The 20200-nt window shown below is 51.2% G+C and carries 24 protein-coding genes; 8 read left to right on the top strand and 16 right to left on the bottom strand.

The window, feature by feature from the left end; genetic code table 11:
• Genes G549_RS0108760 through G549_RS0108740 form a run of 5 tightly spaced genes read left to right on the top strand, consistent with a single transcriptional unit; the run spans position 1 to position 6197 of the window.
• Positions 1-849 carry an ABC transporter permease gene (locus G549_RS0108760; protein ID WP_027834706.1) on the top strand — a complete coding sequence of 283 codons (849 nt, stop codon included), beginning with the start codon at positions 1-3 and terminating at the stop codon, positions 847-849.
• 1 nt (position 850) lies between these two features.
• Positions 851-1771 (top strand): ABC transporter permease, encoded by a 921-nt coding sequence (locus G549_RS0108755; protein WP_027834705.1) that lies wholly within the window; start codon positions 851-853, stop codon positions 1769-1771.
• A gap of 39 nt (positions 1772-1810) precedes the next feature.
• A complete protein-coding gene (locus G549_RS0108750; protein WP_027834704.1) occupies positions 1811-3427 on the top strand; it encodes an ABC transporter substrate-binding protein in 1617 nt (538 codons plus the stop codon).
• Positions 3428-3438: 11 nt separating this feature from the next.
• Positions 3439-4383, top strand: a complete 945-nt coding sequence (locus G549_RS0108745) for an acetamidase/formamidase family protein (RefSeq protein ID WP_027834703.1) — start codon at positions 3439-3441, stop codon at positions 4381-4383.
• Positions 4384-4424: 41 nt separating this feature from the next.
• Complete coding sequence (locus G549_RS0108740) at positions 4425-6197, top strand: ABC transporter ATP-binding protein (RefSeq protein WP_036221786.1); 1773 nt, start codon at positions 4425-4427, stop codon at positions 6195-6197.
• Position 6198: 1 nt separating this feature from the next.
• On the opposite strand, the gene G549_RS0108735 is transcribed toward G549_RS0108740, so the two are convergent.
• The 3 genes from G549_RS0108735 to G549_RS0108725 all read right to left on the bottom strand — a co-directional run bounded on the left by G549_RS0108735 (position 6199) and on the right by G549_RS0108725 (position 8993).
• The gene (locus G549_RS0108735) at positions 6199-6378 is read right to left on the bottom strand and encodes a PLDc N-terminal domain-containing protein (RefSeq protein WP_027834701.1); all 180 of its coding nucleotides are present in this window, start codon (positions 6376-6378) and stop codon (positions 6199-6201) included.
• Positions 6379-6411: 33 nt separating this feature from the next.
• The gene (locus G549_RS19655; RefSeq protein ID WP_051213568.1) at positions 6412-7296 is read right to left on the bottom strand and encodes a mechanosensitive ion channel family protein; all 885 of its coding nucleotides are present in this window, start codon (positions 7294-7296) and stop codon (positions 6412-6414) included.
• Positions 7297-7400: 104 nt separating this feature from the next.
• Positions 7401-8993: a CHASE domain-containing protein gene (locus tag G549_RS0108725; RefSeq protein ID WP_027834700.1), complete on the bottom strand. Its 1593-nt coding sequence runs from the start codon at positions 8991-8993 to the stop codon at positions 7401-7403.
• A 141-nt stretch (positions 8994-9134) separates the two neighbouring features.
• Between G549_RS0108725 and G549_RS0108720 the strand changes: the two genes are divergently transcribed.
• Positions 9135-9368, top strand: coding sequence for a CsbD family protein (locus tag G549_RS0108720; RefSeq protein ID WP_036221783.1), 234 nt, complete (start codon positions 9135-9137; stop codon positions 9366-9368).
• Between the two features lie 55 nt (positions 9369-9423).
• On the opposite strand, the gene G549_RS0108715 is transcribed toward G549_RS0108720, so the two are convergent.
• From G549_RS0108715 to G549_RS0108705, 3 genes are all read right to left on the bottom strand, one after another.
• Positions 9424-10416, bottom strand: a complete 993-nt coding sequence (locus G549_RS0108715; protein ID WP_027834698.1) for a sensor histidine kinase — start codon at positions 10414-10416, stop codon at positions 9424-9426.
• A gap of 61 nt (positions 10417-10477) precedes the next feature.
• A complete protein-coding gene (locus tag G549_RS21665; RefSeq protein ID WP_027834697.1) occupies positions 10478-10645 on the bottom strand; it encodes a DUF1328 domain-containing protein in 168 nt (55 codons plus the stop codon).
• Between the two features lie 36 nt (positions 10646-10681).
• Complete coding sequence (locus G549_RS0108705; protein WP_027834696.1) at positions 10682-11488, bottom strand: response regulator; 807 nt, start codon at positions 11486-11488, stop codon at positions 10682-10684.
• Between the two features lie 139 nt (positions 11489-11627).
• Here G549_RS0108705 and G549_RS21320 point away from each other — a divergent pair, with 139 nt between their 5' ends.
• Both G549_RS21320 and G549_RS0108695 read left to right on the top strand, forming a co-directional pair.
• Complete coding sequence (locus G549_RS21320; RefSeq protein ID WP_051213566.1) at positions 11628-11831, top strand: NepR family anti-sigma factor; 204 nt, start codon at positions 11628-11630, stop codon at positions 11829-11831.
• Positions 11828-12391, top strand: coding sequence for a sigma-70 family RNA polymerase sigma factor (locus G549_RS0108695; protein WP_027834695.1), 564 nt, complete (start codon positions 11828-11830; stop codon positions 12389-12391). Before G549_RS21320 ends, G549_RS0108695 begins: the two co-directional genes overlap by 4 nt.
• A 117-nt stretch (positions 12392-12508) precedes the next feature.
• Here G549_RS0108695 and G549_RS0108690 read toward each other — a convergent pair whose 3' ends face one another.
• From G549_RS0108690 to thpD, 10 genes are all read right to left on the bottom strand, one after another.
• Entirely contained in the window at positions 12509-13021 is a 513-nt protein-coding gene (locus G549_RS0108690) for a Dps family protein (RefSeq protein WP_027834694.1), read from the bottom strand.
• Between the two features lie 103 nt (positions 13022-13124).
• Positions 13125-14210 (bottom strand): AI-2E family transporter, encoded by a 1086-nt coding sequence (locus tag G549_RS19650; RefSeq protein WP_051213565.1) that lies wholly within the window; start codon positions 14208-14210, stop codon positions 13125-13127.
• Positions 14211-14281: 71 nt separating this feature from the next.
• Positions 14282-14710: a hypothetical protein gene (locus G549_RS0108680; protein ID WP_156905520.1), complete on the bottom strand. Its 429-nt coding sequence runs from the start codon at positions 14708-14710 to the stop codon at positions 14282-14284.
• Positions 14711-14715: 5 nt separating this feature from the next.
• Positions 14716-15030, bottom strand: a complete 315-nt coding sequence (locus G549_RS0108675) for an ElaB/YgaM/YqjD family protein (protein ID WP_027834692.1) — start codon at positions 15028-15030, stop codon at positions 14716-14718.
• A 106-nt stretch (positions 15031-15136) separates the two neighbouring features.
• On the bottom strand, positions 15137-16231 hold the full coding sequence (locus G549_RS0108670; protein ID WP_027834691.1) for a PRC-barrel domain-containing protein: 1095 nt from the start codon (positions 16229-16231) through the stop codon (positions 15137-15139).
• Positions 16232-16271: 40 nt separating this feature from the next.
• A complete protein-coding gene (locus G549_RS21315) occupies positions 16272-16934 on the bottom strand; it encodes a PRC-barrel domain-containing protein (protein ID WP_027834690.1) in 663 nt (220 codons plus the stop codon).
• A 105-nt stretch (positions 16935-17039) separates the two neighbouring features.
• A complete protein-coding gene (locus G549_RS21660; RefSeq protein ID WP_084634135.1) occupies positions 17040-17198 on the bottom strand; it encodes a DUF3309 family protein in 159 nt (52 codons plus the stop codon).
• Positions 17199-17383: 185 nt separating this feature from the next.
• Positions 17384-17575 (bottom strand): hypothetical protein, encoded by a 192-nt coding sequence (locus G549_RS0108660; protein WP_027834689.1) that lies wholly within the window; start codon positions 17573-17575, stop codon positions 17384-17386.
• A gap of 150 nt (positions 17576-17725) precedes the next feature.
• Positions 17726-19162: an aspartate kinase gene (locus tag G549_RS19640; RefSeq protein WP_036221779.1), complete on the bottom strand. Its 1437-nt coding sequence runs from the start codon at positions 19160-19162 to the stop codon at positions 17726-17728.
• Between the two features lie 68 nt (positions 19163-19230).
• Positions 19231-20166, bottom strand: a complete 936-nt coding sequence (thpD, locus tag G549_RS19635; RefSeq protein ID WP_036221776.1) for an ectoine hydroxylase — start codon at positions 20164-20166, stop codon at positions 19231-19233.
• Positions 20167-20200 lie beyond the last annotated feature (34 nt).

Here is a 20200-nt window from a genome sequence, read left to right as displayed (position 1 = left end):
ATGTCGGTCCTGCGCCAGATTTTAGCCAGACCTTTAGCGGTCTTTGGCCTCCTCATTGTGCTCTTAACAGTGATTTTTGCACTGTTTGCGCCTTGGCTCACCCCTTATGAGCCAGACGCACAAATGTTTGATGGGCTCACCATTGAGGGGGCGCCCTTGCCCCCAAGTGCCAAGTTTTGGCTGGGGACGGACCTGCTGGGGCGCGATCTGTTTTCGCGTCTTGTCTATGGCGCGCAAACCTCACTGATCATCGGCATTGTCGCAAATGGCGCGGCGGTGACCATCGGCGCATTTGTTGGCATCACCGCCGGATTTTTCCGCGGGTGGATCGGCGCAATTTTGATGCGCTTCACCGATTTGATGATGGCGTTTCCTGCCTTGCTGCTGGCGATTGTGCTGGCCGCGATCTTCAAGCCGAGCCTTTGGATTGTGGCGCTGGTGATTGCCATGGTGAACTGGGTGCAGGTGGCGCGGGTAATCTATTCGCAAGCGGTTTCTCTATCGGAGCGTGATTTCATCACCGCCGAGCGCAGCCTGGGGGCCGGGTCGTGGCGTATTCTTTATCATCACATTCTGCCGCATATGGTGCCGACCTTGCTGGTCTGGTCCACCTTAGGCATTGCCACAACGGTGCTGCTGGAGGCGACGCTCAGCTATCTCGGCGTCGGCGTTCAGCCGCCAATCCCGAGCTGGGGCAATATTATTTTCGAAAATCAAACCTATTTCACCTCGGCGCCGTGGTTGGTGTTCGTGCCCGGTGCGGCGATCGTGATGTTGGCTCTTGGATTTAATCTGGTCGGTGACGCTTTGCGCGACATTCTCGACCCCACATTGAAGGGGAAGAACTAAGATGTACGCTTATGTCATTCGTCGTCTGGTTGAAGCCGCACTGATCCTTTTGGGCGTTAGCTTTATCACCTTCATTCTGCTTTATCTGGTGCCTGCCGATCCGGCGCGGCAAATTGCGGGCCGGAGTGCGACCGCGCAAACCGTTGAAAATATCCGCGAACAATTGGGCCTCAATCTGCCGTTTTACGAGCAATATTGGCGCTATCTGGTCAATTTGCTGCAAGGCGATTTTGGCCGCTCCTACTTGCAAAAATCGGAAGTGGGCGAGCTGATCGCCGCACGGTTGCCGGCCAGCTTGTTGCTGATGGTGGCCGCCATCTGCACCGAATTGGTGATGGGCGTGATGATCGGCGTCATCGCCGCCATCAAACGCGATACGCCGCTCGATAAGGGCTTGATGGTCTTTTCCTTTGTTGGCGTGTCTGCGCCACAGTTCGTCGTGGGTATCTTGCTGCTCTATGTGTTTGCCGTGCAGTTGCAATGGTTCCCGATTGGGGGCTACGGCACCTTTGCGCACATTGTGTTGCCCGCGCTGACATTGGGTGTGCTGGGTACCGGCTGGTATTCGCGGATGATGCGCTCGTCGCTTATTGATGTGATGACGCAGGATTATATCCGCACCGCCCGCGCCAAGGGCATGCCGCGTATGCGCGTTATTTTCCGCCACGCGCTTCCCAACGCCTTTTTGCCCATCATTGCCATGATCGGCATCGATATCGGCTTTTTCATGAGCGGCATTGTGGTGGTGGAATCTGTCTTTGGCTGGCCGGGCATTGGTCAACTCGCGTGGCAAGCCATTCAACGGGTCGACATTCCAATCATCATGGGCGTCACGCTGGTTTCAGCCTGCGCCATTGTTTTGGGCAACTTGGTCGCTGACCTGGTCGCGCCCTTTGTCGACCCCAGAATTAAACTGAAATAACCAAAAAACTTCCAAGAGGAGGGAGGATCTAAAATGAAAATGAGAAATAAACTATTGGCAGGCGTTGCAGCCGTGGCCATGACAATGGGGGCAGGTGGTGCCCTTGCCGACAGCATGGGTGGCAATATCATTGTCACCTATAAAGATGATGTGTCGACGCTTGATCCAGCCATTGGCTATGACTGGCAGAACTGGTCGATGATCAAAAGCCTGTTTGATGGCTTGATGGATTATAAGCCGGGCACAACTGAGTTGGTGCCGGACTTGGCTGAAAGCTACACCATTTCGGATGATGGATTGGTTTATACCTTCAACTTGAAGCCAGGCGTGAAGTTCCATAATGGCCGTGAGTTTGTGGCCTCTGATGTGAAATATACATTGGATCGGGTGGTCAACCCAACCACACAAAGTCCGGGCGCTGGTTTCTTTGGGGCGATTGACGGCTTTGACGCGGCATCATCTGGCGACGCTGACGGCCTGTCCGGTGTGAAAGTGCTGGATGACCAAACCGTTGAAATTACCTTGTCTCGTCCAGACGCGACGTTCTTGCACGTGATGGCGTTGAACTTTGCCCATGTGGTGCCAAAAGAAGCGGTAGATGAGCATGGTCAGGATTTCGGCAAGCATCCAGTGGGCACCGGTGCCTATGAGATGACAGACTGGACCTTGGGCCAGCACGTAATCTTCTCACGCTTTGATGATTATCACCATGAAGGATTGCCAAAGCTCGACCAGATCACCTTTGAGGTTGGCCAAGAGCCCATCGTGGCTTTGTTGCGCTTGGAGCGTGGCGAAATCGACATCGCTGGTGATGGCATTCCGCCCGCAAAGTTCCTAGAAGTAACAAGCAATCCTGAATTTGATGGGTCCATTGTTGAAGGCTCGCAGTTGCATACGGGCTATATCACCCTCAACACGCAAATGGCGCCATTCGACAATCTCAAGGTGCGTCAAGCGGTGAACATGGCCGTCAATAAAGACCGGATTGTGCGGATCATTAATGGCCGTGCGGTGCCCGCAAATCAGCCCTTGCCGCCTTTGATGCCTGGCTATGACGAAAGCTATGAAGGCTTTAAGTTTGATCCTGATGCGGCCAAGGCCTTGTTGGCTGAAGCTGGCTTTGCTGATGGGTTCACCACGGAGCTTTATGTGGCCAACACCGATCCGCAGCCGCGGATTGCCCAAGCCATTCAACAGGATTTGTCCAACATTGGCATCAGGGCTGAAATCAAGTCGCTTGCCCAAGCCAACGTGATTGCCGCGGGTGGCGAGAAGGATCAAGCGCCGATGATCTGGTCTGGTGGTATGGCATGGATTGCTGACTTCCCAGATCCTTCTAACTTCTATGGTCCAATTTTGGGCTGTGGCGGCGCTGTGCCGGGCGGTTGGAACTGGTCTTGGTATTGCAATCCAGAGATTGATGAACGTGCGATTGCAGCCGATGCAATGGCCGACCCATCACAAGCGGAAGCGCGGATTGAAGAGTGGAAGAAAATCTTCACCGAAATCCAAGATGAAGCGCCTTGGGTGCCTGTGTTCAACGAACAGCGTTTCACCATTCGCTCCAAGCGTTTGGCCGGGCCTGAAGGTATCTTCGTCGATCCAGTGCACATTCCGGTCCATTATGACCATGTCTATATTTCTGAAGGAAACTAAGGACAAATATTATGTGTAATGCGCCGGATTATACAATCCACCGGCATCACCATCACTTTGGCTGGGACAATTCAATTGTCCCAGTTCAAACTGTTGCGCCGGGCACAACGCTTGAATTTGAGTGTATTGATTCATCTGGCGGGCAAATTACGCCAGAAAGCACGACGGCCGATATCGCCAAGCTCGATTTCGCCAAAATCAATCCCGTGTCTGGCCCGATCTTTATTGATGGGGCAGAGCCGGGCGATGCGGTGAAGGTCAAGATTGAAGGTTTCGGTCCGTCCGGCTTCGGTTGGACAGCCAATATCCCAGGCTTCGGGTTGTTGGCGGACCAGTTTGAAGAGCCATCTTTGCAGCTTTGGCATTATGACAAAGACAAATTGGGTACCTCTGCCTATGGGCCGGGTGGTCGTGTGCCGCTCAAGCCTTTTGCGGGCACCATTGGTCTAGCGCCTGCTGCACCGGGTGAGCATTCGGTTGTGCCACCACGTCGGATGGGGGGCAACCTCGACATTCGAGATCTGGCGGCGGGAACCGAGCTTTATTTGCCAGTGGAAGTTGCTGGGGCGTTGTTCTCTATGGGTGACACTCATGCGGCCCAAGGGGATGGCGAAGTGTGTGGTACGGCGATTGAAAGTCGCATGAACGCCATTGTCACTCTCGATCTGGTGAAGGGGGCGAACCTCAATATGCCGCGCTTCACCACACCGGGGCCCGTGACCAATCATTTGGATCAAAAGGGATATGAAGTGACCACCGGCATCGGCGACAGCTTGATGCAAGGCGCGCGTGATGCGCTTTCAGGCATGATCGATTTGTTGTGCGCACAGCACAATATGAATGCGGTTGATGCTTACATGCTGTGTTCGGTTTGCGGCGATTTGCGGATTTCCGAAATTGTCGATCAGCCAAACTGGGTCGTCTCGTTTTATTTCCCTCGAGTCGTATTTGAATAGGATGGTCCCCTTATGGGGCCATCCAAAATTTGGGCAAGTTTATGCAACAGAAATCGCAACCAATTTTGGATGTTCAAGGTGTCTCTATCTCGGTGAAAACCGACGAGGGCCTGAAGCAGGTGGTCAATCAATTCACCTATCACGTTAATGCCGGGGAAACCTTGTGCATTGCGGGTGAATCTGGTTCCGGCAAGTCCATTACCTCCCTTGCGACAATGGGGCTCTTGCCCAAATCTTCCGCTATTGTGACGGCTGGTAAAGCCATTTTGGATGGCGAAGATTTGCTGCAAATGCCGGAAAAGCGGCTGGAACATGTGCGCGGCAATGATATTGCCATGATTTTCCAAGAGCCAATGACCTCGCTTAATCCGGTGATGACCATTGGTGATCAATTGCGCGAAGTGCTGCGCTTTCACAAAGATATGGACGGCCGTGCTGCCGACGCTCGCTCCTTGGAGATGCTGGAAGCTGTGCGCATGTCGGAGGCGAAGAAGCGGCTGGAGCAATATCCGCATGAGCTTTCTGGCGGTATGCGCCAGCGGGTGATGATTGCCATGTCGCTTCTGTGCAGCCCAAAGGTGTTGATTGCGGACGAACCAACCACGGCGCTGGATGTGACCATTCAGGCGCAAATGCTGTCCCTGATGAAAGAGCTGCAGCGGGAGTTCAACACTGGCTTGATATTGATCACCCACGATATGGGTGTGGTGGCTGAAATGGCTGATCGTGTGTTGGTGGTCAATCGCGGTGAAATGGTGGAAGAGGGCGAGGTCAACTCGATCTTTGCGACCCCTACGCAACCATATACGCAGGAATTACTGGCCGACTTGCCCAAACTTGGGGCGATGAGCGGCACGACGAAAGAATTGGCTGTGCCTGAAGCGGATCGGCAGGCGGCAAAGGCTCAGCCTTTATTGCAGGTCAAGGATTTAACCGTTCGATTTGACATTATTGGTGGCGTGTTGCGGCGCCCGGTCAAGCGCGTCCACGCCGTTGAAAAGGTCTCGTTCGATTTGCGGGCAGGGGAAACCTTGTCGCTGGTGGGCGAAAGCGGTTGCGGCAAGTCCACAACAGGGCGGGCATTGCTTAATCTTGTGAAGTGGCAAGGGGACATCCAATTGGGTGGACGCAGCACCCGCGATTTGTTTGCGCAGGATGAGCTGGCTGCTCGGCGGCAAATTCAAATGATTTTCCAAGATCCTTATGCGTCGCTTAACCCGCGCATGAGTGTGGGCGATTTGGTGGGTGAGCCCCTCGTCATCCACCAGATCGGCACCGCGCAGGAACGCAAGGATCGTGTGGCGGATTTGTTCAAACGGGTTGGTCTTTCACCGGATCAACTTGATCGTTATCCGCATGAATTTTCGGGCGGGCAGCGACAACGCATTTGCATTGCGCGGGCACTTGCGCTCAATCCGCAAATCATCGTTGCAGACGAAAGCGTTTCCGCGCTGGACGTGACAGTTCAGGCGCAGGTGCTGGATTTGTTGCAGGAGTTGCAGGAAGAAATGGGGCTGTCTTACATCTTTATTTCCCACGACATGGCCGTGGTGGAGCAGGTGAGCCACCGGGTGGCTGTGATGTATATGGGGCAAATTGTGGAAATAGGATCGCGTGAAGCGATCTTTGAAAACCCTGCCCACGACTATACCAAGGCCCTGCTGGAAGCTGTGCCGATACCTGATCCGCAGATTAAGCGTGAGCGCACATTATTAAGCGGTGGCGAGATCCCGAGCCCGGTTCATGGGCTGGACTATCAGCCGCAATATGTTGATTTAAAGCATATCACGGCTGAACATTTTGCTGCCGTTTAGGCTACCGCTTCGGCCCAAGCAAATACCAGATGATCAAGCCGAGAACCGGCATCAACAGAATGATCAAAATCCAAAGTATTTTGGAAACGGTTGAACTGGAGGATTGGGCAACCTTGATGATGGCCCAAATATCAATGATCAAAATAATCAGCCCCAAGAGGCCGCCGACTTCAAAACCCATTCTAATCGTCCTTTCATTAATGTGCGGCGTGGCCTAGGCGCTTGCGGCACTCTTTTTATTGTTGTTGAGGCTTTCAACTACCTCATCCTGTACTAAAATCTGGCGATGAGGGAACGGAATTTCAATGTCCGCGCCGTCCATGGCCTTTTTTACGGCTTCGAGAACGTTCATCCGTGCGTCATAAAAGTCGTCTGTTGAGGTCCACCAGCGGGCGCGAAGATTTATGGAGCTATCGGCAAATTCCCATACCCCAATATCCGGCTGCGGATCAGATGAAACGGCCTCCACCGATTTTATGGCCCTCAAAATCGTCTCTTTGGCGTGGTCAATATCGGCGTCATAAGCGATGCCGAATTGATAGTCTGTGCGCATAATTGGATCACGCGTGACAATGGTGAAGGCGTTGGTGAAGACCTCGCCATTGGGGATGGACACATCCTGTCCGTCGAAAGTGCGAATCCAGGTTGAGCGTGTCGAAATCTCACGCACGATGCCTTCATACCCGCTTGCTTTTATCCAATCGCCTGCTTTGAAGGGCTGGCGCAACAAAATGATGAGGCCCGCGAGAAAGTTCTGCAAAATATCGCGGAAGGCAAAGCCGATGGCAACTGACCCAACCCCGAGAATTTGGATGAGTTCGGCGGCGCCGACACTGGGCGCAATGATGGAAACGGCAACCAATAGACCCGCAAACACAACCGCCATATAGGCGATGCGGCCCAAGGCAACGCCAACACTTCGATTGGCACGACTGGCGATGATTCTGGTGGTGATTTTCCTGATGAACCCGGCCAAGATCATGATCAGGATGAACACGATCAGGGCAATCAGGATTTGCGGCACCATCGCAAAGAAACCCTGAATCATTTCAGATACAGTATCGATTGACGCATTCGCCTGTTCGACGAGTGGCTCCATATTGATAAACTCCCCAATTGGGCAATTCCTTGCCGTTGGCGGTTTAACGAAAACTGAGTTTATTTGTTCCCTTGCGCTTTAAAAAAAGTGAAACCCATGCGGATTTACTTGTTCAGTGGGAACTCAATTTTCACCAGAAGGCCATCGTCGTTGAATTTGCGTTCAATCGTGCCGCCCAATTCGCCGCGAATATTTGCGTCAATGAGTTTGGTGCCAAAGCCTTTGTTTTCGGTTGGTGCATCCGCATGTTGTGATTGCTCCTGCCATTCCAAGTGGAGCATTTTTCGCTTCCTCTTGCCGGTCACCTGCCAGTTCACCGAAAGCTTGCCGTCTGCCTCAGAAATGCCCCCATATTTGAGCGCATTGGTTGCCAATTCATGGCACACCAGACCGATCGCCTGGGTGGCCTGTTCGTTTAACTGCACCTTGGGGCCGTCGATTTGATAATCTTCTGAACTGTCGCCAAAGACTTGTTCAAGCTCGGCTGTGATGAGGGCGTGCAAGTCCGCCCGCTGCCATTTCGAGCGGGTCAGCAAATCTTGAGATTTTGCCATTGCATGCAGGCGAGCGGTGAAGCTTTTGGAGAACTCTTCCATGTTCTCAGCGCCTTTTTCGGTTTGGCGTGCAATGGCCAAGACGCGTGCGATTGAGTTTTTGATGCGGTGCCGCATTTCTTGCAGCATCATCTCTTTTTCTTTTAGCGTTTCTTCAACAACGCGCTTAACTTCATTGGCCTGTCGAATTGCGTTTTGTTGCGCCATGATGGCGACGGCCAAGGCGAAAGCCAACACGGCCGACAAGGTTCCCAATATCATAGAGCTGAGATGGGGAAACTGATTGTAGAATGCATCCGTTTCGTGGGCTTCAATGTTCCAAACGCGTCCAGCAAATTCAAGTTCTCGTGTCACTGTGTAGATTGCGTTTTGCGGTTCAAATGTTGCAGTGGTGAACAAATGCTGTTCATTGTCGGTTGTTCTAAACGCAACCATTGGTGTTTCTTGCCCTGAAAACGCAGCAAGATGTAAATCGCCAGCGCGGAATGGCGCATATACGAACCCGCGCACATCTTCTTTGACTATGGTCGCGGCGTCGGAGCGGCCGAAGGGCAAATAAACCAAGAAGCCAGCTTGTTTGTTCGCCGTAATTTCCTGCACAAGTTCAACCGGTTTGCTCGCGGCTGCCTCACCAGTTTGTAGCGCCCGCATGATGGCCGCGCGGCGCGATGGGTCCTGAAACATGTCGTATCCGAGTGCGGCTTTGTTGCGTTCGTCCTGCGGCTCTAAAAGCACGATGGGCGTACGAAATTCTTGATCTGTTTCGGGCCAAACGGCACGACCGAGGGCGTAGTTGGTGGAGATATCGAGCTGTGCGTCAATCTCGTCGCCGGTTTTAATGAAGCGTGCATAGCCGATGCCTTGGACGCCGGCATATTTGTCATTAATCCCCAGGCCGGCAACAAATTGCTGGAAGGATTTTCCATCCACTTCGCCATTTGTTGCGATGAACAGGGCCCTGGTTGAGGACAGCAGGGCAATATGTTGCCGCAATCGCTCCTGCAACTGATCTATCGCTTCATCCGCGAGAATCTCAAAGCGTTTTTGCTCGGCGTTGACTTCAGCGCGATAGACCACTGTGGTCATGCCGATACCCAGGCTGCTCACGAGGAGGAAAACGAGAAGTGGAAGAAAGCGCTTCATAATTTGTCCAAAGAGGTTGAGCGACAAATTATAAATGCAAATCTGATTTGTCGCAATTTGCTACATATAGCGGATTTTGTATGGCCGGAACAATTGGTTGGTAAAACCGTTATCTCCATATAACCACGAAAGGAGATTGTGATGAGTTGGCAGAATGCTTCAGGAAAATGGGAACAAATCTCGGGTAAGTGGGAACAGTTTAAAGGCGAAGCCCAAATCCAATGGGGCAAGCTCACAGACGATGACCTCGATATTATTGACGGCAACCGCAAAAAGCTTGTGGGGAAGTTGCAGGAAAAATATGGCAAAGCTGAGGAAGAGGCAGAAGAAGAAATTGACCTCTGGCTCGTGAATTCCCGCTTGGAAGAGCACTAGTCGCTGACGCGACCCCATTTGAAAACGACTGCGATGGCGACCATTTAGGTCGCCATTATGCGTTTGAGGGGAAGCTGATCGAATATCTAATGCAATCTTCAGAGAAGGCATAATCTGCTTTTCCTGAAACAGCGTTGGGCACAACGCGTTCAAGGATCGTGCTCCCAAACCGTTTGTGTTGTTCACTCGGTTTTTCTGTTCTTGTCTGAGGTTCCACCCAAGTCAGCGTAAGTGTTGGCGTTGTGCTTTGCACTTGCTGGAGTTTGGCGCAGACTTTAATTTTTGCGTTTTGGCGGACAAAATCACCATAATTGACGGCGTTTGAGAGCAGTTCATGCAATGCTAGGCCGATGTGCACGGTGGCATTGGGGCTGATGAGGACATCTTCGCCTTCAAATTGAACAAGCTTTTTGACCTGCAGGGGAAAATAATTCAATTGGCGTTCCAGCAAGTCTTTAAGGCTGGCCCCCTGCCAATCTGTTTCCATGATAGAATCTTGGGCCAATGCGAGGCTTTGAAGTCGGCCGTGAAAGCTTTCCACAAAACGTTCCAGATTGGGGGCGTAGCGGGCGGTTTGCGACGCGACACTTTGAATGATGGCCATCAGGTTTTTGGAGCGATGGCTAACCTCTTTGAGCAGGGTGCGAAGGGTTTTTTCGCGCCGCCGCTCATCAGTCAAATCATTCACTGTTGTGAAAATCTGGCGCCCGTTCTCGCGGTCAAAAACAAGTTCGACCAAAAAGTGATAGGTGCGCCCGCGCTCATCGACCCACTCGAACTCACGCTTTTGGCCTGTCTCAAATATCGCTTTTTTCACCTCGGTGAGTTTTTTACCAAGTTCTTGGCCAAAAATGCTGAGGTCTGTGGGGGGGTCGTCCGACCCTGGGGACATCCAGTCAGTCGGCAGGTTGGCAATGTAGTGGTAGTCAAAATTAGCGTCCTGTAGCGTCACACAAACGCCGGAACGAACAAGGGCAAATGTCAGATAGTCCCGTTGCCTGGCCTTGTCTGTTTCTTGCCGTTCCCAAGTTAGCGAATGTCTGTGCATAAAGAACTCTTGAAATGATGAACAGGCGGCGCTTCAGCGCCACCTGTGTGAATTTCTTCGACTAAGGCTTCCTTCGGACAAATCCGGTGATCACAGAAATGATCAGGAAGATCAAGAACAGATAGAACAATATTTGTGCGATACCTGCCGACGCGCCCGCGATTCCGGAGAAACCAAATATACCTGATATGACAGCTACAGCCAAAAAGATCAGAGCATAATATAACATGTTTTCTCTCCTTTTGTTACTGTACAGTCAACGTATCTAGGCAGATTTAGTTCCCTTTTCTGCGCTGTGATCTTCAAAAAACAGTGCCTGGCTAATCAAGGCCTTGACGGTTTCTTCCCGGAAAGGCTTGGTCACTAGGAATGTGGGTTCCGGGCGTTCACCGGTGAGCAGCCGCTCGGGATAGGCTGTGATAAAGATTACCGGAAGTGCATCTTTCTCCAAGATTTCATTCACTGCATCGATGCCTGAACTGCCATCGGCCAACTGAATGTCGGCCAGAACAATGCCGGGCCGTTCTTTGGCAAAAAGCTCCCGTGCCTCGTCGTGAGTGCGGGCAATGCCGGTGACCGAGTGGCCAAGATCATCAACCAATTGTTCAATATCCATGGCAATGAGCGGTTCGTCTTCGATGATCATCACACGGGTTGTGACCTGACGGGCGATATCCTGATGTGCTTGATCAAGAAGCACAAGGACGTTTGCGCGATCCGTATCGAGGATTTCGGCAATCTCATCATGGTCGAATTCTTCTACGCTGTGGAGCAAGAACGCGTTGCGCGCTGTTGACGGTATTGCAGCCAAATTGGCGCTCGCGCGTTGTTCCCAGCTATAGGGGCTGTCCATATCGTGCATTTTCACATCTGTAGATTGGTGGAGCATGCAGAACAGTTTGTAGATTGCGACTTTGTCGTTTGAAGCCTCAGGAAAGCTGTTCACGTCTTCAATAAGTGTTTCCAGCACCAAGGCGACATAGGCATCACCAGATGATTGCGAACCAGTCGTTGCGCGCGCGAACCGTCTCAGATAGGGCAAATGAGCCGCGATGCGAGTGGATAGTGACATAAATTTCTCCAATCCCCAGAACAGGTGTACTCTGTCTAAAACGCAGGTCGACAAAAAGAGTTCCATTTGTCTGGAACTTTTTTTGTGGTTCGACGTTGAGTATACATGACTACGTAGTTTCGAAAAATAGGTCGACCAAATGACAAAAAATGCCAGCAAAAATGGCGGAGATTTGAGCGGAGGAATTACGGACTCCGCAGATGGAAGTGAAATGATCTCGGAAAAACTCAAACAGCTATACGATTCCGTTTGCGATGAGGGTATTTCTGACCGATTTCTTGATCTGTTGGAAAAACTCGATGCGGCGGAGAAAAATTCCTCAGATGATGGGCAATCTTCATGAACGCAACCTCAAAAACAGACCCATTTAAGCGGGAGCTCTTAGGTTGTTTGCCGGGCTTGCGTGGCTTTGCCATATCGCTGATCGGGCGCCATGATCGAGCAGACGATTTGGTGCAGGACACAATTGTCAAAGCATGGGCGAATAAAACAAAATTCGAACCCGGCACCAATATGAAGGCTTGGCTGTTCACCATTTTGCGCAACGAATTCTATTCGCAAATGCGCAAAAAGGGGCGTGAGGTGCAAGACACAGATGGTGTGTTCACGGACTCAATGTCCACGCACGCCGCACAACAAGGCTCCATGGATTTGCACGATTTTAAAAAGGCGCTTGCCCAATTGCCTGATGATCAGCGCGAAGCGATTGTTTTGGTTGGCGCGTCTGGTTTATCTTATGAAGAGGCCGCAGAAATCTGTGAGTGCGCGATTGGCACCATCAAAAGTCGCGTCAATCGGGCGCGAGAGAAGTTGAAGGAAATCTTGGGCGTGTCTGGCCACCGAGATTATGGGCCTGACCCTACCACTACGGCGGCAGTGACGAAGTCGCCAAGGATTCTTTAGTCGCCAAATATATGGTGTGGGAAAGCAGGGAAGGTGCCCTGCTTTTTTTATGTCTAAGGCAGCAAAAAGGGCCGGCAAAATTGCCGACCCCAAACCTTAGATCTATTTTATCGGATGCTATTCGCTGGCTGTTGCCCGCAACATCCAAATGGCCTTTTCGTGGAAAGTCAGCCGCGCCGTCATCAGGTCCTCTGTGACGACATCTTTGTTGTCGCCGGCCGTTTCAGCCGCATCGCGCATCTTGCGGGCAATCGCCTCGTGCTCGGCAATCAAATCCTGCACCATGTCGATGGCAGTCAGGTTTTCGACGTCCTTGCCTTCTGGCGCAAATGTTGACGCGTTATTGATGTTGTATGGGGCGACATTGCCCAGTGCACGTACACGCTCAGCGATCACATCAATGGCCTCAAACAGGTCCTTGTAATGCTCCTCTGTCAGTTCATGCAGCGGCTTAAACAAGGGGCCAACCACGTTCCAGTGGTAAATATGGCTCTTGACCATCAAGCGATAGCTCTCGCTCAAAGTCTCCGATAGTGTTTTGGAAATATCCTTCCGAAAGCCCTCATCGAGGCCGGTATTAATGTCCTCTGAAGTTGATTTGGCGTTCATAATTGAAGAAACATTTGACATGTTTTCCCCCTTTCATTGAAGGCTTACTTTATAATTTGCGGCGCCAAAACACTGGCGCCCGCGCTTAGTTCAAAAACGATTGAGCCGCTCGAATGTTCCTGAGTTATCCAGGTTTTTGCTGTTTTTTGTTTTCGGTTACGCCGGTGTGGGCGGCCAGGTTTTGAATGACTGTCGTCATGATGAGCAGCATGGGGACAGCGATGAAACCGCCCAGTGGGCCCCAAGCCCAAATCCAGAATGTGATGGCGAAAAATACCAGAAACGGATTGAGTGTCATCGCGCGGCCCAAAATGCTGGGGGTGATAATCTGCGCTTCAATGCCATTAATGATGGTGTAAATGATCACCGGGATCAGCGCGGCATTTACCGTGTCAAACGTTACCAACCCAACGCCGAACAATGTCGCCATCATAATGACCGGTCCGATATAGGTGATGTAGTTCATCAACCCAGCCAACATGCCCCACAAAAATGGTGCGGGGATGCCAACAGCCCAAAGCGCAAATGATATGGTGAGCCCCAAGCCAATATTGATAAAGGTGATGGACAGCAAATAGCGAGAAATGAACTTCTCGACTTCATCAAAAATAACGGCAAACGTTGTGCGGGAGCTGGTTGTTGCGAACAATCCGATGATAAAGGATTTAATCTGCTCTCGCGTCGCGATGAAAAAGTAAAGGCTAACCAAAAAGATCAGTATTTGTGCGAGCGCTGTTGGCGCTGAAACGGCAACGGTCTTAATGGGTGAGCCCTCTTCGACTTGCACCACCATATCGGCCGATTGGCTGGTAAATTTATCGAGTTGCTCACGCGCGCCCTCAATGGCAGACATCATGCCTTGCCAATCTGCCAAGATACCTTGAAGTTTGTACCACAGCTCAGGTAGGCGGGATATCCAGCCAGATAGTGGAAGGATAAAAGCTGTGAGCATGGTCATAATGATCAGGAAAAAGATAAGCACGACAGCGCCGCCAGAAATGACGGGCGGTACGCCAAATCGTTCAATTCGATCAGCGAGCGGGCCGAACATTAGCCCAATCACGATCGAAGACACAAATGGTGCGAGAATAACTTGTCCCCAAATAAGCATTGTCGACAACGCCAATATGATGACCAGGCTGTAGGCCGCCAATTGCAAAAGGCTAATCATCCAGGGGGCGACTTGCAGTTTATCAAAGCGCGATGACATGGGGCATCCATTAAGTTCGTGAGTGAAGTTTTGCGGGCGTCTCTTGACGTGCAGCGATAGCGCGGGGCGCGCTATCTTGGGATTTGCTTGGTATCGGGTTTTTCTTGCTCTTTGGAGAGCAATGACCAGCCGATAAGCGCAATTGCTGGAGCCAATAGAGAGTTTTTCTCTAACGCCCGATCCACAGTTGAATGTGTAAGCGTTGTCAGCAATTGATGCTGTGTCAATGTTTGCTGCGCCTGAGCGCGCTTGTCTCGATAGCTCTTTATCGCCCAGATGATCATGGTGAGCACCATCATGCCCGCCGCCACAATCAATGACGCATAAATTGCGTTTGTGGCCTGCTCCAAGGCGAGCCAGGCTGCTGCGACGAGTGCCAGATAGGCCACCGCGCCTGTCGCCAAGCACACAAACAGCAATACGGAATTATCCTGTACCCTGTTCATCATGATGCTCGACAGGCGGGTTGCCAAAATGCTGGGGCCTTTGTGTTGAGACATGGCCATTACCCGCGTTGTCCGCGTGCCAATAGGGCCAGTGCGATACCTGCACCCAACGCCAAACCAACAGACTTGATCGGCTGCTTTTTGATATAATCGCGCACGTGCTCGACCTCTTCATTGGCGAACTCTGCTGTCTTTTGCGTGGTGTCGGAAACAGCGTCGCTCGCTTGATCAAGCTTGCTTTCGCCTCGTTCCGTCACGGCCTTCATAAGGGCGTGTACATCACTTTGCAGGCCTTCAATTTGAGATTCCAGTGCTTTAACCAGGTCTGTCTCATTGTTTGGATTTGTTTTTGCTGTTGTAGCTTTGGTCGCCATTGTTACCTCCTTGTTGTCTTGCTGTATAAACGTTGAGTTTAGGCTTTCGTTCCAAAAAAAGAGGCGCCAATATTAGCGCCTCTTCTTTATATATATTTGGTGTCATCTATTGGATGATGACGCCATCGGGGTTGGTTTCATAGCCCTGTTCAGAATATGTGGGGCCGGCCTCAAGCGTTTCTTTGGTGAACTCTGAGCGTACACGGAAGCTGCCATTGGCGTCGGTATACACTTTCAATTCACTCGCGCTCAGGGCGACGGGTTTTTCACCAAGACCCAGGAAGCCGCCAACATCAACGATATAGGCTGTGATTTGACCATCTTGGGTGAACAAGACGTCTGAGATTTCACCTACGTCTTCACGGTTAGGGCCATAAACGCGTGTGCCCATCATGTCTTCGGCACTCAGTTCGCCCGTGGCCACAGTTTCCATCGTGTCTGCATCCCAGCTCCAATCGGTGTCAGCCGCCATTTGGGTAGAACTATCGGCTTGCATGTCACCGTCTTGACCTTCGACAGCCATATCTTGACCGTCAGTCATATTGGTATCGCCTTCGGCGGACATGTTGTCGGTGACGTTATCCATGGCTTCTTGCGCTTTTAGTCGTGCATCCTTCAGCCATTGTTGACCTTCTTCGGTCCAGGACAGACGTTCAGCGCTATATTCGCCTTCGGCTTCAACGGCCGCGCGGTCAAATGCAGGCGCTGCCTCAAGGTCGGCTTGTGTCATGGTTGTGACAATCACACGCTCGCCATCGCGTTCTTCCCATTTAATGTCGTCGATGGACAGGGCGATCTCTTTCTCACCCATGCCGAGGAAACCGCCGACGCCGACGATAATCCATTCCGCATTGCCTTCTTCATTCATGACCACATCGTGAATATTGCCCACGGACTCATATCCGCCTTCGGCAGATATATGCACTTCTCTGTCCAAGAAATTTGAAGCCAAGAGGGCATTTGCACCAACTTCAACGCTGTTGTTCATGGTTGGCGCGTCGCCTTTGGTATCGACGGTGGCTGAGCCATCTGCTGTGGCTGCGCCATCAACGCTCACGCCATCATCGGTGCTGATGTCTACATTTGTCTCGACGCCGGCTTCGGCATCGGTGGACAATGTATGGCTGTCGGCAAAGCCGGCAGGGGCCATCAAGGTCAATAATGCTGTTGTTGCGAGTAGTTTTTTTGTCATCTTATTCATTGCAATTCTCCATGTTATTTCTTTGCTTATCGGCGCGCTGTTACTGCAATGCAGCGTTCAAGCGCGCTTCCCCTTCTGCAGTCCAGGAAAGGTCCTGGGCTGTGTAATTGCTGCTTGTCTCGATTTCGGCGCGGTCAAACGCGTCGGCTGCTTCCAGTTCAGCTTGGGTCATTTGCGTCACAACAAGTTTTTCATTGTCGATTTGCGCCCAGGCCACTTGTTCTGCAGCGATCGCTACTTCTTTTTCACCAAGGCCAAGGAAGCCGCCAACGCCGACAATGAGCCAATCGGCATTGCCGTCATCGTCCATCACGACGTCGTTCACATCGCCGACAACTTGAACATCGGCATTGGCGGAGGTGTAAATTTCCTCACCAAGGAGATCCGTTGCCAACATGGCACCAGCGTTTAATTCAGCGGTGGCTGATGCGTTGTCACCATTGCCGTTCAATTCGGCTGTGCCGCTGGCTGATGCATCGGTGCTTGTATCTGAATTGTCTTGATTTGCTTCTGTGTCGGTATCAATGCTTGCTTCCACATTGGCATCTACCCCGGCATCTACGCTGCCGCTATTGCTTTCGCCTGCGCTGGTTTCAACGCCTGCGTCCAGTGATGTGTCTGCGCTCACCTTCAATCCATCTGCATAAGCTGGTGCAGAAATCAAAGTAACGAGAGCTGTTGAGATTAGTAGTTTCTTTGACATTTATTTCTCCTTTCCAATATTTATCCGCTTTTATTATTATTGAAGCGGTATATTTTATGAACTAATCAATATAGATTTTGTTCCGAAAGAAATTCTGTTTTTTTATCAAATGTAGCCAAGCATCCATATCAGGAGGAACGCGACAAGAATGATGCCTACAAGGCCGACAGGCCGATAGCCCCAGCCGCGCGAGTAGGGCCACGCTGGTGCAGATCCGACAACTGATATGATGAGAAGTAGTAGTATTAACGTTGTAAAACCCATTATGTCCTCTGCATTGTTTTGATCGTTATTGATGATCAACAATACAAACGAGATTGGGTTGGTTTAGTTCCGAATTCTATTGTGGTTATATTTGGGCAAAAAAATGGACCAATTGTGAAGCAAGGGCTGGTTGGGGGGGAGGGGGGTGCTTCGCAATTGGCCCAAATTTTGGAGGTCGTACTTACTTATTCGCTAGGCGTCAGCTCTTCAGGAATTTGGAGTTCAACTGAAACGCTTTCTTGGTTGCTGAAGTACCCATTGTAAGCCAGATAGCCTACAAAGATGAGCGCAGCAGCCAGAATGATCGCGACAAACCATCCCAGCGGATTGGAGGAATTTGAAACGACTATAGTTTCTTTTTCTGACTCGTTGGACATGATGTCGCTCCTTTTGTTCTGCCTAAACAACGCGCGACTTCCAGCTTGGTTCCTCAGCTGTTCATTTTTTTTAAAAAAAGACACCAGCGCACAAAAAAAGCCGCCCAAAAAGGCGGCCTTTGAAGAGTTTATTGGGGACAGATCAGCGTGTTAGGCTGCCAGCTTTTTGCCCAATGTCTCTGTTTTTTCAACCAATGCTTCATGCAAGATTTTGATGGATTCTTGATAATCTGAACGATCCACAATGATTTGCACGTCAACATTACGCAGCAAGTCCTGCATGCTCAGTGGTGTGATCCCCGCTTGGGCAAGGGCCAAGATGGCACGTGCGGCAACATCGCAACCCTTCAGGTTTCGGCCGATCGCTGAGATGAAGGCTACTTTCCGCGAGCTGATTTCAGCTGCAGGGAATTCCTTCGATAGATCAGATTCCACGCGTTTGATGTTTTTCAACGACCCTTTGAGGAAGTGCGTGATGGTGTTGGCGTTTGATGTTTTGGAAATGATCTGCACCTTGTGGCGTGTCAACGCATCCAAAATACGGGTGTCGTAGCCCTTAACGCCCACCATGTCCTGCTCGAAAAACTCAAAGGCAATCACATTGTCGAGGCCAGTGATGATTTCCACACCAGCTTTTTTGCCCTGATCCGTCGCATTGATAGTCGTGCCAGGATGCTCAGGTTCAAATGAGTTTTTAATGCGCAATGGAATGTTCGCCTGACGCAAGCCTTTGGCGGCTGACGGGTGAATAGCTTCCATGCCCATATTTGAGAGTTGGTCGGCCACGTCATAATTGGTGTCGCCAATCACTTGCACTGCATCTTCGCCCACCACTTTAGGGTCAGCGGAAGACAAGTGGAACTCCTTATGGATGATCGCTTCTTTGGCTTCCGTGATCACGGCGATACGTGACAAGGTCACTTCGCTATAGCCGCGGTCATAGGTTTTCATCAGCGCTTCTTTAGATTGCGCATAGCCTGTCACGATTGGCAGTTCCTTGCTAACATCAATGTCCTTAAAGGCGTGTTTGATATTTTCATCCAAGGTATATTGCTGTTCATCGCGCCAGCCAGAAAGGTCGACCATGCGTGCATTTACGCCGTTTTGCTGCAACAGCAATGCGGTGTTGTAAGCTGAATGCACTTCGCCCAGGGCAGAGAGCATCTCGCGCACCGTCAACAAATGATTGTCGAGGCGGAAATGGCCATATGAACAAAGGCGGTGTAGATCGATCAGGCAAGAGCGTACGCCCTCAATGCGCTCGCGTACAAAGGCGTTGGACGCGCCGAGTGCTTGCTGATCATCAAAAATTTCGGCGTTGATCTGCTGCATCCGCTTGGACAATTTGTCCAAAGCGTCACCCCAAGCCCAATCGCTCTCTGCGCTTGAGAATAGCGCGTAGACGCCGGGTGCGCCGGATTTCTTATGTTCAAGCAAATCGTTGGTAATGCCACCATAGGCGGACACTACGAAGATACGATTATAAAGTGCGTCACCTTCCCGGTCCCCGATCAGAACATTTTTCAAAAGTTCATGGGTACGCGACATAGATGTCCCGCCGATTTTCTCAACTGTGTGGTTCGGCATGGTTACTCCTTCATTGGACGCTAATCTATGTGCACCGCGTTGGGCGGTGCACGTTTGGCTTTAACAGCCTATTCAATATGCCCTTCAAGCAGGGTCAGTGGCTCTTTTGGATCTCGGCGGGCCAAGAAGTTCGGTCTTGGCTCATCGGCACCAAAGGGGGCCTCAAGCTGGTTTGACCACGCGTTGTAAACGAAAAAGGCGTTTGAGCGTGGGAAGGGCGTTATGTTTCCGTTTGAGCCGTGCATGGTGTTGCAATCGAACAAAATCACAGTGCCTTTTTTGCCTGCGGCATATTCGATGCCGTGTTTTTCAGACATTTTGGCCAGCGTTTCTGCTGACGGCGTGCCCACTTTTTGTCTTTTCAGTGAGCTTTTGTGATTGTCCTCGGGCGTTTCGCCAACGCAAGACACATAAGTGTTTTGCGAGCCCGGCATCAACATGAGCGGGCCATTTAACGCGTCATTGTCGGTCAATAGAACCGATGCTGAAATTGCCCGCATACGTGGCATGCCATCTTCGGCGTGCCACGTCTCAAAATCGGAATGCCAGTAGAACTCTTTGCCTGTAAGGCCTGGCTTATAGTTGAGCCGTGATTGATGCACATAGACTTCGTCATCAAGCAAAAACCTGACGGGCTCCGCGATGCGCACATCTTCGGCTAGACGGCGAAAGACTTCGCTTTGCAGGTCTAGATCGAAAATGGTGCGCACATCATTGGTGTCCGGCTCGGTGATCAAGCTCTCTTGAGTTAGTTTACTGCCGTCAGACCGAAGGCGCGCACTCTCTTCAATGAGAGCATCAATCTCACCAGGCAAAAAGATCTTCTCCAGGACGAGAAAGCCATCACGTTCAAACTTTTCAACCTGGTCCTGTGCCAGCGGGGCGCCTGGGCGCCATTCTGACCAGACGACTGGGTCTTTACGCTCCAGACAACGTTCGGCGTCTGTTAAGCGTGTGACGTAATCATCTTCTTGTTCAATCGGTTTAATCGAAGCGCTACTCATGGCTCGCTCCTTTTCGTTAGACAACAAACTAAAA

This window comes from Maritalea myrionectae DSM 19524, from assembly GCF_000423365.1.
In the GTDB taxonomy this organism is placed as follows: Bacteria; Pseudomonadota; Alphaproteobacteria; order Rhizobiales; family Devosiaceae; genus Maritalea; species Maritalea myrionectae.
The sequence above is the reverse complement of the archived record's forward strand: the minus strand, read 5'-3'. Positions and strand labels throughout refer to the sequence as shown.

Coding starts and splice junctions, on each gene's coding strand:
- G549_RS0108760 (WP_027834706.1), top strand. CDS start 1: ATGTCGGTCCTGCGCCAGATTTTAGCCAGACCTTTAGCGGTCTTTGGC.
- G549_RS0108755 (WP_027834705.1), top strand. CDS start 851: ATGTACGCTTATGTCATTCGTCGTCTGGTTGAAGCCGCACTGATCCTT.
- G549_RS0108750 (WP_027834704.1), top strand. CDS start 1,811: ATGAGAAATAAACTATTGGCAGGCGTTGCAGCCGTGGCCATGACAATG.
- G549_RS0108745 (WP_027834703.1), top strand. CDS start 3,439: ATGTGTAATGCGCCGGATTATACAATCCACCGGCATCACCATCACTTT.
- G549_RS0108740 (WP_036221786.1), top strand. CDS start 4,425: ATGCAACAGAAATCGCAACCAATTTTGGATGTTCAAGGTGTCTCTATC.
- G549_RS0108735 (WP_027834701.1), bottom strand. CDS start 6,378: ATGGGTTTTGAAGTCGGCGGCCTCTTGGGGCTGATTATTTTGATCATT.
- G549_RS19655 (WP_051213568.1), bottom strand. CDS start 7,296: ATGGAGCCACTCGTCGAACAGGCGAATGCGTCAATCGATACTGTATCT.
- G549_RS0108725 (WP_027834700.1), bottom strand. CDS start 8,993: ATGAAGCGCTTTCTTCCACTTCTCGTTTTCCTCCTCGTGAGCAGCCTG.
- G549_RS0108720 (WP_036221783.1), top strand. CDS start 9,135: ATGAGTTGGCAGAATGCTTCAGGAAAATGGGAACAAATCTCGGGTAAG.
- G549_RS0108715 (WP_027834698.1), bottom strand. CDS start 10,416: ATGCACAGACATTCGCTAACTTGGGAACGGCAAGAAACAGACAAGGCC.
- G549_RS21665 (WP_027834697.1), bottom strand. CDS start 10,645: ATGTTATATTATGCTCTGATCTTTTTGGCTGTAGCTGTCATATCAGGT.
- G549_RS0108705 (WP_027834696.1), bottom strand. CDS start 11,488: ATGTCACTATCCACTCGCATCGCGGCTCATTTGCCCTATCTGAGACGG.
- G549_RS21320 (WP_051213566.1), top strand. CDS start 11,628: ATGACAAAAAATGCCAGCAAAAATGGCGGAGATTTGAGCGGAGGAATT.
- G549_RS0108695 (WP_027834695.1), top strand. CDS start 11,828: ATGAACGCAACCTCAAAAACAGACCCATTTAAGCGGGAGCTCTTAGGT.
- G549_RS0108690 (WP_027834694.1), bottom strand. CDS start 13,021: ATGTCAAATGTTTCTTCAATTATGAACGCCAAATCAACTTCAGAGGAC.
- G549_RS19650 (WP_051213565.1), bottom strand. CDS start 14,210: ATGTCATCGCGCTTTGATAAACTGCAAGTCGCCCCCTGGATGATTAGC.
- G549_RS0108680 (WP_156905520.1), bottom strand. CDS start 14,710: ATGTCTCAACACAAAGGCCCCAGCATTTTGGCAACCCGCCTGTCGAGC.
- G549_RS0108675 (WP_027834692.1), bottom strand. CDS start 15,030: ATGGCGACCAAAGCTACAACAGCAAAAACAAATCCAAACAATGAGACA.
- G549_RS0108670 (WP_027834691.1), bottom strand. CDS start 16,231: ATGAATAAGATGACAAAAAAACTACTCGCAACAACAGCATTATTGACC.
- G549_RS21315 (WP_027834690.1), bottom strand. CDS start 16,934: ATGTCAAAGAAACTACTAATCTCAACAGCTCTCGTTACTTTGATTTCT.
- G549_RS21660 (WP_084634135.1), bottom strand. CDS start 17,198: ATGGGTTTTACAACGTTAATACTACTACTTCTCATCATATCAGTTGTC.
- G549_RS0108660 (WP_027834689.1), bottom strand. CDS start 17,575: ATGTCCAACGAGTCAGAAAAAGAAACTATAGTCGTTTCAAATTCCTCC.
- G549_RS19640 (WP_036221779.1), bottom strand. CDS start 19,162: ATGCCGAACCACACAGTTGAGAAAATCGGCGGGACATCTATGTCGCGT.
- thpD (WP_036221776.1), bottom strand. CDS start 20,166: ATGAGTAGCGCTTCGATTAAACCGATTGAACAAGAAGATGATTACGTC.